9 protein-coding genes are annotated in these 12,716 nt (G+C 71.8%); 7 read left to right on the top strand and 2 right to left on the bottom strand.

What is annotated here, in order from left to right; all coding sequences use genetic code 11:
- Window positions 1–2: 2 nt before the first annotated feature.
- The 6 genes from ACIBVL_RS31200 to ACIBVL_RS31175 are packed head-to-tail and all read left to right on the top strand — an operon-like array spanning window position 3 to window position 9,780.
- Window positions 3–1,223 (top strand): SGNH/GDSL hydrolase family protein, encoded by a 1,221-nt coding sequence (locus tag ACIBVL_RS31200; RefSeq protein ID WP_399102261.1) that lies wholly within the window; start codon window positions 3–5, stop codon window positions 1,221–1,223.
- Window positions 1,224–1,232: 9 nt separating this feature from the next.
- Window positions 1,233–3,377, top strand: coding sequence for a GDSL-type esterase/lipase family protein (locus ACIBVL_RS31195; protein WP_399102259.1), 2,145 nt, complete (start codon window positions 1,233–1,235; stop codon window positions 3,375–3,377).
- Window positions 3,378–3,402: 25 nt separating this feature from the next.
- Window positions 3,403–4,833 (top strand): alpha-L-fucosidase, encoded by a 1,431-nt coding sequence (locus ACIBVL_RS31190; RefSeq protein WP_399102257.1) that lies wholly within the window; start codon window positions 3,403–3,405, stop codon window positions 4,831–4,833.
- Between the two features lie 5 nt (window positions 4,834–4,838).
- Complete coding sequence (locus ACIBVL_RS31185; RefSeq protein ID WP_399102255.1) at window positions 4,839–5,768, top strand: hypothetical protein; 930 nt, start codon at window positions 4,839–4,841, stop codon at window positions 5,766–5,768.
- The gene (locus ACIBVL_RS31180; protein WP_399102253.1) at window positions 5,765–6,661 is read left to right on the top strand and encodes a beta-glucosidase; all 897 of its coding nucleotides are present in this window, start codon (window positions 5,765–5,767) and stop codon (window positions 6,659–6,661) included. The genes ACIBVL_RS31185 and ACIBVL_RS31180 overlap by 4 nt, the downstream gene beginning before the upstream one ends.
- 20 nt (window positions 6,662–6,681) lie before the next feature.
- Entirely contained in the window at window positions 6,682–9,780 is a 3,099-nt protein-coding gene (locus tag ACIBVL_RS31175) for an alpha-N-acetylglucosaminidase TIM-barrel domain-containing protein (RefSeq protein ID WP_399102251.1), read from the top strand.
- Window positions 9,781–9,889: 109 nt separating this feature from the next.
- Here ACIBVL_RS31175 and ACIBVL_RS31170 read toward each other — a convergent pair whose 3' ends face one another.
- Window positions 9,890–10,753 (bottom strand): pirin family protein, encoded by an 864-nt coding sequence (locus ACIBVL_RS31170; RefSeq protein ID WP_399102390.1) that lies wholly within the window; start codon window positions 10,751–10,753, stop codon window positions 9,890–9,892.
- A 128-nt stretch (window positions 10,754–10,881) separates the two neighbouring features.
- Here ACIBVL_RS31170 and ACIBVL_RS31165 point away from each other — a divergent pair, with 128 nt between their 5' ends.
- The gene (locus tag ACIBVL_RS31165) at window positions 10,882–11,331 is read left to right on the top strand and encodes a carboxymuconolactone decarboxylase family protein (RefSeq protein WP_399102249.1); all 450 of its coding nucleotides are present in this window, start codon (window positions 10,882–10,884) and stop codon (window positions 11,329–11,331) included.
- A gap of 13 nt (window positions 11,332–11,344) precedes the next feature.
- On the opposite strand, the gene ACIBVL_RS31160 is transcribed toward ACIBVL_RS31165, so the two are convergent.
- Window positions 11,345–12,706, bottom strand: a complete 1,362-nt coding sequence (locus ACIBVL_RS31160; protein WP_399102247.1) for a dihydrolipoyl dehydrogenase family protein — start codon at window positions 12,704–12,706, stop codon at window positions 11,345–11,347.
- Window positions 12,707–12,716 lie beyond the last annotated feature (10 nt).

Raw genomic sequence — 12,716 nt, 5'->3', positions numbered from 1 at the left:
GGATGCGTTCGACGCGCGGCAGGTTCGCTGTGCTGATGCTCATGGTCGTGGCCGTCCTGGCGGGACCGGTCGCGCCCGCCCAGGCAGACCGGTCGGTCGGGCAGCACGGCTGGACGGGGACCTGGGCCACCGCTGCCAGCGAGCACTACGAGGTCTCGGGGATGTCCGAGGTGACGGTACGGATGCCGGTGCACACCAGCGTCGGCGGTTCAGCCGTACGCATCCGGCTGACCAACGCCTACGCCACCGACCCGGTGACGATCGGGCACGCGACCGTGGGCCTGCGTGACGGCGGCTCCGCCGTGGCACGACCGTACGACGTGCGGTTCGGCGGGAAACGCCAGGTCACGATCCCGGCGGGCGGTGAGGCGGTCAGCGACCCGGTCCGCCTGGCCGTGCCGGCCCTGACCGACCTGGTGGTCAGCCTCCATCTGCCCGGTCAGGTCACGCACATCACCGACCACTGGTGGGCCCAGCAGACGGTGTACTGGACGGACTACGGGGCGGGCGACCACGCCGCCGACCCGGCCGGGGACGCCTACACCTGGACCACCACCAGCTGGCCGTTCCTCAGCGGCGTCGACGTGACAGCGCCGAGGACGGGGTCGGTGGTGGCGCTCGGCGACTCGATCACCGACGGGTCGTTCTCGACGGCCGACACCAACCAGCGCTGGCCCGACCTGCTCTCCGCCCGCCTCAACGCCTGCCTGCCCGGCGCCGGGGTGCTCAACGCGGGCATTACCAGCAACCGGATCACCGCCGGGACCGAGACCAACCCCTCGGCGCTCGACCGGCTCGAACGGGATGTGCTCTCCCAGCCGGGCGCCAGGACCCTGATCCTCTTCGAGGGGATCAACGATCTCGGCGGGGCGAGTGCCGATCGGATCATCGCCGGAATGAGGACGATCGCTCACCGGGCCCACCAGCGCGGGATGCGGGTCGTCGGCGCCACCGTCACCCCGTACAAGGACTTCACCTGGGGTGGCTGGACGGAGGAGACGGAGGCGCGGCGACAGCAGGTCAACGCGTTCGTCCGGGACTCCGGCGGGGTCTTCGACGACTACGCCGACTTCGACCGCGCGGTCCGGGACCCGGCGGATCCGCGGCGGCTGGGCGCGGCGTACGACTCCGGTGACCATCTGCATCCCAATGACGCCGGGATGAAGGCATTCGCCGACTCCATCGACTTGAGGTCGCTCGGCCTCGGCCGCGGCTGCACCTGAGGAGGAAACGTGTCTGGACGGCTTGAACACCTGCGGGGTTACCGAAGATTCGCGGTCCTGGCCACGGCGTTGGCGGCCACCGTGGCAGCCCTGCTTCCGGCGGCGACGGCTGCGGCCGGGACCCCACAGCGGCAGTGGACGGGAACGTGGGCGACCGCCCAGCACGCCTCGTACGATCCGGGCACCTCCGAGGTGACGGTCCGGATTCCGGTACGGGTGAGCGCGGGCGGGTCGAGCGTGCGCATCCGGCTGACCAACGACTTCACCACCGAGCCGGTGACGATCGGGCACGCGACCGTCGGACTCCGTGCGGACGGTTCCGCGGTCGCGAAGCCGCAGCGGCTGCGGTTCGGCGGGAAGAGCGAGGTGACGATCCCGGCCGGCGAGCAGGCGGCCAGCGATCAGGTCAGGCTCACCGTGCCCGCCCGCAGCGACCTGGTGGTCAGCCTGTACTTCCCCGGCCGGCTCACCCACATCAGCCAGCACTGGATGGGCCTGCAGACCGTCTACTGGACGCCCGACGGCGGCGGCGACCACGCCTCGGACCCTGACGGGGACGCTTTCACCAGGACCGACTCCGCCTTCCCGTTCCTGACCGGCGTCGACGTAAGGGGCGAGAACGCGGCGGGTGCCGTGGTGGCGCTCGGCGACTCCATCACCGACGGCGCGGCCTCCACGGCGAACGCCAACCGGCGCTGGCCCGACTATCTGGCGGGGCGGCTGTCGGCCTGCTCGACCACGGCCGGCGTGCTGAACGAGGGCATCAGCGGCAACCGGATCACGGCCGGGACCGACGGCAACCCCTCGGCACTGGACCGGCTGGAGCGCGATGTGCTGTCCCAGCCGGGCGCCCGGACGGTGATCCTTTTCGAGGGCGTCAACGACCTCAGCTGGGGCGGCGCCACCGGCGACCAGGTGATCGACGGTATGAAGGAGATCGTGCGCCGCGCCCACGCCCGCGGGCTGCGCGTGATCGGCGCGACGGTCGTGCCGTATCGCGGCTGGGGCGACTGGTGGACCGAGGCCAAGGAGGCCGACCGGCAGAAGGTCAACACCTTCGTACGCGACGGCGGCGTCTTCGACGGCTACGCCGACTTCGACAAGGCGGTACGGGACCCGGACGACCCCACCCGCTACGCCGCCGCGTTCGACTCCGGAGACCATCTGCATCCCAACGACACCGGGATGAAGGCGTTCGCCGACGCGGTCGACCTCGCCGGTCTCCGGGTGGCCCGGGACTGCCCCTCGGCCCGCGTCCGGCTCACCCCGTACCGCCCGAGCCTCCCGGCCGGCCGTGCCACGGAGATCACCGCGACCGTCACCAACACCGGCGCCGAGGCGGTCAGCCGGGTCACCACCGGGCTGCGCCTGCCGGACGGCTGGACCGCCCGGGCGGAGGGGGAAACGGGCACCGGCTTCCTTGCCCCCGGCGGGAGTCGCACGGTCACGTGGCGCGTCACCCCGTCCGCCGACGCGGCCTGGGGGCCGTACGACATCGGCGTGGCCACCTCCTTCCGGCAAGGGGGCCGGACGCGTCACGACACCGACGGCGTGACCGCCGACGTCACCCCCGTCCCGTCAGCGGTCCGGCCTCCGTACCGGACGTTCGCCACCGCTGACGACGCCCAATACGCCCAGAACGACGACCAGTTCGCGATCTGGGCCGGTGGTCGGGACCTGGCCGGCTGGATGGACGAGAAGGCGGCCGTCCATGTGCCGGACGCCGTGCCCGCCTCGGGCAGCGTGAGCGCCCGCCTCGTCGGCCAGACCGGCAGCGGCCCCTCCGCCAAGGCCGGGATCGCCGTCGCGAACGACCTGACCGCCCCGGAGAAGGGGGGCTACGCGGTGCTCACCATGTCGAAGTCGTACGGCGTGGAGTTCATGACCGACAGCGACGGCGACGGACACCTCGACACCTGGGCGGGCGGCGGCTCCTCGTACCACCCGGCCTGGCTCAGGCTCACCCGCGACGGCACCGCCTACACCGCGTACGCCAGCACCGACGGCACCATCTGGCAGCGGGTCGGGACCGCGACCGTGCCGTCCGCCGCGGACGGTGGCCTCGACGCCGGGATGGTCGCGAGCGCCGTCAACCTCGACCACCCCGGCCAGACCACCACAGCCGTCTTCGACACCTTCTCGACCACCGACTGAGTGACCACCGACTGAGAGGCCTCCCGTGAACGTCAGCCGTAGACGCTTCCTGACCACGGCCACTGCTCTCGGGTCAGCAGTGCTGCTGGCCCCGCCCGGCGCCGCCCACGCGATCAGCGGCGCCGTCCCCGACTACCGGCCCACGAAGGAATCCCTCGACACCCACCCCGTACCGCGCTGGTACAAGGACGCCAAGTTCGGCATCTTCGTCCACTGGGGCGTCTACTCGGTTCCCGCCGGCTCGGCCCGGCAGATGGCCGCCGAGTGGTACCTCTGGTACCAGAGCTTCGACACCGATCCCACCTGGAAGTACCACCGCGACACCTACGGCCAGGACTTCCTCTACGACGACTTCATCCCGCAGTTCACAGCCGAGAACTATGACCCGGACGCCTGGGTGCGGCTGTTCGAGCAGGCGGGTGCCGAGTACTTCGCGCTGACCAGCAAGCACCACGACGGATTCGCCCTGTGGCCCAGCAAGGTGACGGACCGGCATGCCGGGAAGTACGGACCGAAGCGCGACCTGGTCGGCGAGCTGATGACGGCCGCCCGCCGACGCGGCACCGTCCGGCCCGGCCTGTACTACTCGCTCGGCGAGTTCTTCAATCCGGCGGCCGGCCGCCCTATGAAGAACTTCTACACCGGTGAAGAGGTCCCGATGACCGGCTACAGGCCGGTCGACGACTACATCGGGGACTACGAACTGAAGCAGCTGTACGAGATCATCGACCGCTACGACCCGGAACTGCTGTGGGCGGACGGCCAGTGGTTCCGGCCGACCGGGAATCCGCCGTGGCGCAGCGAGGAGCCCCTCGCCCACTACTACAACAAGGCCAAGAACCGCGGTCGTCCCAAGGGTGTGGTGGTCAACGACCGCTTCGACACGCACTTCGACTTCGCGACCTACGAACAGCGCACCAACCCCACGATGGACCCCCAGAAGTGGGAGTGCTGCATCACGATGGGCTACTCCTGGGGCTACAACAAGTTCGAGGTCGAGGAGGACTACAAGACCTCGGAGTTCCTGGTCCATCTGCTCGCCGACGTCACCAGCAAGAACGGCAACCTGCTGCTGAACATCGGGCCGAAGCCGGACGGCACCATCCCGGACGTCATGCAGCGGCGGCTGCGGGACATCGGCGCCTGGCTGGACGTCAACGGGCCCGCGATCTACGGCTCGACACCCTGGGTGCGGGCCGAGGAGGAGGGCAGCCCGCTCGGCATCCGTTACACCGTCAGCCCGGGCAAGTTCAACATCATCGTGCTGGGCACCCCCAGCGGCACCCTCTCCTTGCCCGCCGACATCCCCCTCTCCGCGACCTCGCGGATCCGGCTGCTCGGCCACAACAGGCCGCTGAAATGGACCCGTTCCGACGGCAAGGTCCACATCGCCGTGCCGGAGACGCTGCCCAGCGAACTCGCCAACACCTTCACCGTCGACTGGGAGCGCCGGTGAACAGCGTGAGCACCCGTACGGACACCCTCGGCCCCACCCTCACCGTGACCACCGAACCCGCCGAGCCGGCCGTCGGAGACGCCGTGACCGCCACCGCGGTCCTCGTCAACAACTGCCCGTTCCCGCTGCGCGGCGCCGTCCTGTACCTGGTGGACCCGGGCGCGACGGCCGCCGCGCGCACCATCCCGCTCGGTGATCTGCGCCGCGGCGCGAAGGTCACCCGCAGGTGGCGCACGGCGATGCCGGCCGACGTCGCCGGAGACGTCGCGTTCACCGCGCACGTCCTCTTCGACGTGGACGGCCACAGCTCCGACTGCGCGCGGGCGGCGAAGACCGTCAGCGTGCCCTTCGAGCCGAACGGGGTACGGGACCCGTACCGGACGTTCGCCACCACCGACGACGCCCGGTTCGGCCAGTACGGCAGCCGGCTGGTGATCTGGGCGGGCGGCGGTGACCTGTCCGGCGGCCGTGACGAGAAGGGCGGCATCCTCCTGCCCGGCTCCGTCGCAGCGTCCAGCGTGGTGCAGGTCAAGACGGTCGGCCTCACCGGGAGCGACAACCCCAGCGCCAAGTACGGGATCGCCGTCGCGAACGACCTGACCGCGCCGGAGAAGGGGGGCTACGCCGTGCTCACCATGTCGCAGTCGTACGGCGTGGAGTTCATGACCGACAGCGACGGCGACGGACACCTCGACACCTGGGCCGGCGGCGGTGGTTCCACCCACCCGGCCTGGCTGCGCCTGGTCCGCTCCGGCACCACGTACACCGCGTACTCGACCACCAACGGCCTCGCCTGGAACGAGATCGCCCGCGCCACCGTGCCCTCCGCGAGCGGCGCCCTGGACGCCGGCGTGGTGGCGAGCGCCGTGAACCTCAACTACCCCGGTACGACGGTCCGGGCCGTGTTCGACCACTTCACCGTGGAGGAGTCGTGAACGCCTACCGCCCCGAGGAGGACTTCCTCCCGCCGCCCGTCTCGCTCACGGTCACCCCGCCCGCGCCCGACGCGGGCCAGGCGGTGACCCTGACGGCCACCCTGACCAACACCACCGGGATCGCCCTGCGCGGCACCGTGCTCTATCTCGCCGTGGACGCCACGGCGAAACAGGCCGGCCTGGGCGGCCTCGCGCCCGGGCGGTCGGTGACCCGCACCTGGCGGACCCGGCTCGCCGACGACGCCGAGGGCCGGATCGTGTTCACCGCGCACGCCCTCTTCGACGTGCACCGCGACGGCTCCGACTGCACCCGCGCCACCTCCTCGCTCGTGCTGCCGTACCGCTCGTTGCCCGGGGCCTTCGACAACGCGGGGATCGCCTCGGACGACGCCCTCACCATGGCGAACATCGACGGCTCGAACTCCAGTCTGTCCGCCGAGGCGCTGGCGTCGGTGGGGCTGACCCCGGGTGCCGCGGTCACGTACGACGGGGTGCCCTTCACCTGGCCGGACACCCGGCCCGGGAGCAAGGACAACGTCGTCTCCTCCGGCCAGACGGTTCTGCTGTCGGGCTCCGGTACCCGGCTGTCCTTCCTCGGCACCAGCACCTGGGGTGAGGGCAAGGGCGACGGCAAGGTCGTCTATGCCGACGGAACCGAGCAGGTCTTCTCGGTCGCCGTCCCCGACTGGTACGGGACGCACTCCTCCGCGGCGGTGGTGGTGCCGTACCGCCACATCGCCACCGGCCGGGACGACACCCCCGTCAGCCTGTTCACCTTCGGTGTCGATCTGGCGGCCGGCAAGGAGCTGCGCTCCGTGGTCCTGCCCGAGGTCAGTGACGGCCTCCAGTCGGGTGTCGCCGCCCTGCACCTCTTCGCCATGACGATCAACTGATCTTTCCCGGAAGGACGTTCATGCACGACAACCGAGGCGACCTCGGCACCACAGGTGTCACCCGCAGACGGATCCTCACGGGTGCGGTCGCGCTGGGCGGCGCCGCGCTGCTGACCCACCCACAGGCGGCGCACGCGACCGGCGGCGCCCGGTTCGACACCGGCCCCGCCGCCGCCGCGGTGAAGCGCCTTCTTCCCGGCCACCACCGGCAGATCACGCTGCGGGCCCTCGACGACGACACCGAGCGCTTCCGGGTCACCGGCCGGGCCGGGCACATCACGGTGGAGGGCACCAGCCCCGCCGTGCTGCTCGCGGGCCTCCACACCTACCTGCGGCGGACCGCACACGCCTCCGTCTCCTGGACCGGCGAACAGCTGAAGCTGCCCCACGACCTCCCCGCGCCCGCCGAGGAGATCACGGGAACGGCCGACGTCCCGCACCGGTTCGCCTTCAACGACACCAACGAGGGCTACACCGGCGCCTACCGCGACTGGGACGCCTGGCAGCGCGAGCTGGACGTGCTGGCCGCGCACGGAATCAACCGGGTCCTCGTCTACATCGGCGGCGACGCGGTCTACTACGACACCTTCCGCCGCTTCGGCTACTCCGACGCCGAGTTGCGCGCCTGGATCCCGGCCCCCGCCCACCAGCCCTGGTGGCTGCTGCAGAACATGTCGGGCTTCGGTGGACCGGTCTCCCGGCAACTCCTCGAGAGACGTGCGGCGCTCGCCGCGAAGGTCATCGACCGGATACGTGATCTGGGCATGACGCCCGTTCTGCCGGGCTACTACGGCACCGTCCCGGACGACTTCCCCGCCCGGCACGGCGGGGACGCGGCGGTGGTGGCGCAGGGCAGCTGGGGCGCCTTCGCACGCCCCGACTGGCTCGACCCGCGCACCAGGGCCTTCGACGACGTCGCCGCCGCCTTCTACCGGGTTCAGACGGAGCGGTTCGGCGAGAGCACGATGTACAAGATGGACCTGCTGCACGAGGGCGGCAACCCCGGTGACGTGCCGGTGAGCGAGGCCGCGCGGGCCGTCGAGGCGGCGCTGCAGAAGGCCCACCCGGGGGCCGTCTGGGCGATCCTCGGCTGGCAGAACAACCCGTCCAAGGCGCTGCTCGACGGCGTCGACAAGAACCGGATGCTGATCGTGGACGGTCTGTCGGACCGCTACACCACCGTCACCGACCGGGAGAGCGACTGGGGCGGCACGCCGTACGCCTTCGGCAGCATCTGGAACTTCGGCGGCCACACCCCGATCGGTGCCAACGCCCCTGACTGGGTGGAGCAGTACCCCAAGTGGCGCGACAAGGAGGGCAGTTCGCTGGCCGGTATCGCGGCGATGCCGGAGGCCGCCGACAACAACGCGCCCGCCCTCGCCCTCCTCACCGACCTGGCCTGGACGCCCGGCACCATCGACCTGGACGACTGGTTCGCCGCCTACGCCCTCTCCCGCTACGGCGGCCCCGACCGGCACGCCGTGGCGGCCTGGCAGACGATCCGCGACACCGCGTACAACATGTCCCGCGCGGACGCCTGGAGCGAGGCACCCGACGGCCTGTTCGGCGCCCGTCCGAGCCTGACGGCGAACAAGGCCGCCGCCTGGGGCCCGGAGAAGGACCGCTACGACACCACGGCCTTCGACACCGCACTCACCGAACTGCTCTCCGTACGGCCGGAGTTGAGGGACAGCTCGGCCTACCGGTACGACGTCGTCGACGTGGCCCGGCAGGTCCTGTCCAACCGCAGCCGTGTCCTGCTGCCGCAGATCAAGGCCGCGTACGATGCCGGGGAGAAGGCCCTGTTCGGCAGGTTGACCCGGACCTGGCTGGAGTGGATGGACCTCCTCGACGACCTGCTGGCGGCCTCCGGCCCGCACCTTCTGGGTCGGTGGCTCTCCGACGCACGCTCCTGGGGCTCCGACCGGACCGAGAAGGACCGCCTCGAATACGACGCCCGCTCCCTCCTCACCACCTGGGGCGGACGCCCCAGCAGCGACGAAGGCCTGCACGACTACGCGAACCGGGAGTGGTCCGGGCTGGTCGGCGGCCTGTACCGCACCCGCTGGAAGACGTACTTCGACGCGCTCGCCACGGGAAAGGACCCGGCGGCGATCGACTGGTTCGCCCTGGAGGACCGCTGGGCGCACGCCCACGAGTCGCATCCGACCGAGCCCCACGGCTCCCCGTACGCCCTGGCCCGCCGCGTACGCGACCTGCTCGCCGCCACCCCCCATCAGGCGTCCCTCACCGCGGGGGCCGACCGGGGAGCGGTGGCCGAGGGCACCCCCGCGACGGTGACGGTCACCTTCACCAACAAGAACGGGTTCACGGCGGCACGCGGTGTGACCCTCTCCGTCACCACCCCCGAGGGCATGGCGGTGAAGCCGCTCGATCCGGTGCGCACGGCGTCGGTGGCGTCCGGCGAGACCTTCGCCGCTCGCTTCGAGGTCTCCCTGGCGGGTGAGCCGAGGGAACTGGTCGGCCAGGTCGTCGCGGCGGCGGCGTACGCGGGCGGTGGGAAGGCGGTCGCGCCGCTGCGGCTGGTGGCCGCGGCCGGGGTCGGCGACCCGTACCGCACGGTCTCCTACAACGACGCCGTGTTCGGCAGGGCCGGCGACGAGATCGCGATCGAGGGCGCCGGGGCCGACCTGTGGGGTGCCACCAACGAGTTCGGCGCGGTGTACCGGGCGGGCGCGTACGGCGACGCGACGGTGGCCGAGGTCACGGTCACCTCCCAGGACGCGACCGGGGGCTGGGCCCGGGCGGGCCTCGTCGTCCGCGACGACCTGGGCGCTCCGGGGAGCGCGGGCTATGTGAACCTGGCGGTCACGCCGTCCAACGGCTGCGCGCTGAGCTGGGACGCCGACGGCGACGGCCGTTTCGACTCGATCGAACTGTCGGGCTCCTTCACCGCGCCGGTGCGGCTGCGGCTGACCAGGTCCGGCGCCTCGTACACCGGGGAGGCCAGCACGGACGGCGTCACCTGGACGACGGTGGGCACGGCCACGCCGGGAGGCGCGGCCGCCACGCAGGACGTCGGCGTCTTCATGACGGCGGCCAACGGCTGGACCGGCACACGGGGCATCGCCACCTTCAGGGGATTCACGGTGGCCTGATCCGCCGGCACGGCACCACCGTGCCGGCATGGGGCGCGGGGTCTTGTGACCGCTGGTGGCAGGACCCCGTGCCGTCGCCGCTCAGGCGCGCGGCGACGGAGCACACGGATCAGCGCCCTCGGCCGCGCGGCTTCAGCGGCACCGACGGCAGCTCTGGAGCCGGCAGCGGATCACCGTCGTACCCCTCCACCTCACCGAAACGAGGTCCGCCGAGCCCCTCCATCCACTCCTGCCGAGCCCGCACGATGTCCCCGTGCGACCGCCCGATGAAGTTCCACCACATCACGATCTCCTCCCCGAACGGCGGTCCGCCCAGGAGGATCGTGCGGGCGGGGGCGGTGTTCGACTCGTTGGTGAGGGCCAGGTGGGTGCGGCCGGGTTCCGTGTAGGCCAGCTCGGCGGGTTTGAGGGGGGTGTCGGCGAAGCGGACCGTCCCGGTGTCGACGAGCAGGCCGTGTTCGAAGGCCGGGTCGACGGGGAGGGAGAGGTCGGCGCCCGGGTCGAGGAGGATCTCCGCCCCGAGCAGAGGGGTGAACGTGCGGACCGGGGAGGTGGAGCCGGCGAGGGCGCCGAGGAAGACCCGCAGGGATGCGCCCGGGAGGTGGACCGGCCGGGGTTCGTGGTGCTGGAAGTCCCTGGGCGCGTCGCGGTGTGCGTCGGGCAGGGCCACCCAGAGCTGGACACCGTGCAGGACCGTGGCGCTCGGGGTGGAGACCTCCGAGTGGGCGATGCCGTGGCCGCCGGTCATGAGGTTGAGCTCACCGGGGCGTACGAAGGCGTGGCTGCCCAGGCTGTCACGGTGTTCGATCTCGCCGCTGAACAGCCAGCTCACCGTCTGCAGGCCGGTGTGCGGATGCGGGGCGACGTCCATGCCGCCGCTCTCCGCGACGTCGTCGGGGCCGTAGTGGTCGGCGAAGCACCATGCCCCGATCAGGCTGCGCGTCCGCTGTGGCAGCGTACGGCGTACGGTCATGGCCCGGGGGCCGCCCAGCGGCACGTCTCGCGGGGTGAGTACCTCCACCTTGCCCGGCTCGCTCACGTTGCGGCCCTCTCGTTCCTGTCGCCCCCACTCGACTCAATCGAATGGTTTGATATTCAACTATGACTCGACGGATCTACATCGACAAGCAGAGCCCCAAGGCCTACCACGCGCTGGTGCAGACGTCCGAGGCCGTGCGGGCGACCGCCGCCGACGCCGGTCTCCAGCGCACCCTCGTGGAACTGGTCAACCTGCGCGTCTCCCAGCTCAACGGCTGCGCCTCCTGCCTCGATGTGCACACCAAGGCCGCCCTGCGGGCCGGGGAGGACACCCGGCGGCTCGGTGTCCTCGCCGCCTGGCGGGACACCGAGCTCTTCACTCCGCCGGAGCGTGCGGCCCTGGCGCTGGCGGAGGCGACCACCAGGCCGACCGACGCCGCCGCGCAGGAGGCCGCGTACGCCGACGCCCGGCAGGTCCTCACCGAGGACCAGATCTCGGCGGTGATCTGGGTGGCGGTCACCATCAACGCCTTCAACCGGGTGTCGATCCTCAGCAGGCATCCCGTGCGCTGAGGACCACGAAGGGTCAGCTCAGCGCCGCCAGCGCCGGCTCCACCGCGCGATGGAACGTCGGGTACGTGTAGATCATGTGCTGGAGCTTCGCCACCGGGACCTCCGCGTGGACGGCGACGTTCAGGCCGTACAACAGCTCGCCGCCCGCCGGGCCCGCCGAGGTCGCACCGACCAGGACGCCCCGGTCCGCGTCCTCGACCAGCTTGAGGAAGCCCTCGCCGCCCGGCCCGTGGATCCAGCCGCGGGTCGAGGCGGAGAGCGGCACCACCGACGTACGGATCCGCAGGCCCCGCTCCCGCGCCTGGCGCTCGGTGAGACCCACGGCCGCGATCTCCGGGTCGGTGAAGGTGACGCGGGGCAGGGCCCGGTAGTCGGCCTCGGGGCCCGGCCGGCCGAGGATGTCGCGGACGACGATCTGCGCCTGGTACATCGAGACATGCGTGAACGCCCCGCGTCCGGTGATGTCGCCGACCGCCCAGAGGCCGTCCGCCGCCCGCATCCACCCGTCCGTCGCGACGGCCGGGGCAGACGGGTCCAGTCCGACCGTGTCCACGCCCAGGGCGCCGAGGTCGGCGTACCGGCCGGCCGCCACCAGCAGGCGCTCCGCGCGCAACACCTCGCCGTCGACGGACACGCTGAACTCCTGTCCGTCGTAGGACACCTGCCGTGCCCGCACGCCTGTCAGCACGGTCACGCCGTCGCCGCGCAGCGCGTCCGCGGCCAGCTCCCCCGCCTCCGGCTCCTCCCGCGACAGCAGCCGCTCCTGCCCCTCCACCACGGTGACGCGGCAGGTGAACCGGGCGAAGACCTGGGCGACTTCGACGCCGATGGCGCCCCCGCCGAGGACGATCATCGACGCCGGCAGCTCCTTGGCGGCCATCGCGTCCCGGTTGGTCCAGTACGGCGTCCCGGCCAGACCGTCGACCGGGGGGATCCGGGGACGGCCGCCGGTGGCGAGGACGACACCCCGGCGGGCTTCGAAGGTGCGGTCGCCCACCGTCACCCGGCGCTCTCCCGTGAGGCGTCCGGTGCCCCGGACCAGGCGGCCGCCCCTGGACTCCAGCCGCTCCGCGGCCACCTGGTCGTTCCAGTCGTCGGTGGCCTCGCGGCGGATGCGGTCGGCGACCCTCGTCCAGTCCGGCGTCACGCCCGCCGGACCCGCCAGCGCGGGCGCCCGGCAGGCCTCAGCGACCAGGTTCGCGGCCCTGATCATCATCTTGCTGGGCACACAGCCCCAGTACGGACACTCCCCGCCCACGAGTTCCGCCTCGACGCCGACGACGTCCAGACCGGTCTCGGCCAGCGTGCCCGCGACATGCTCGCCGCCCGGTCCGAGACCGACGACGACCACGTCCACCTGTTCCTGTTCGCTCATGCCCGCACAC

This window comes from Streptomyces sp. NPDC049687 (genome assembly GCF_044465285.1).
GTDB lineage: Bacteria > Actinomycetota > Actinomycetes > Streptomycetales > Streptomycetaceae > Streptomyces.
This window is presented reverse-complemented; position numbering and strand designations above follow the sequence as displayed.

Excerpts from the sequence above, each read along its gene's own strand:
- ACIBVL_RS31165 (WP_399102249.1), top strand. The coding sequence starts at position 10,882 with ATGACTCGACGGATCTACATCGACAAGCAGAGCCCCAAGGCCTACCAC.
- ACIBVL_RS31200 (WP_399102261.1), top strand. The coding sequence starts at position 3 with ATGCGTTCGACGCGCGGCAGGTTCGCTGTGCTGATGCTCATGGTCGTG.
- ACIBVL_RS31160 (WP_399102247.1), bottom strand. The coding sequence starts at position 12,706 with ATGAGCGAACAGGAACAGGTGGACGTGGTCGTCGTCGGTCTCGGACCG.
- ACIBVL_RS31170 (WP_399102390.1), bottom strand. The coding sequence starts at position 10,753 with ATGACCGTACGCCGTACGCTGCCACAGCGGACGCGCAGCCTGATCGGG.
- ACIBVL_RS31175 (WP_399102251.1), top strand. The coding sequence starts at position 6,682 with ATGCACGACAACCGAGGCGACCTCGGCACCACAGGTGTCACCCGCAGA.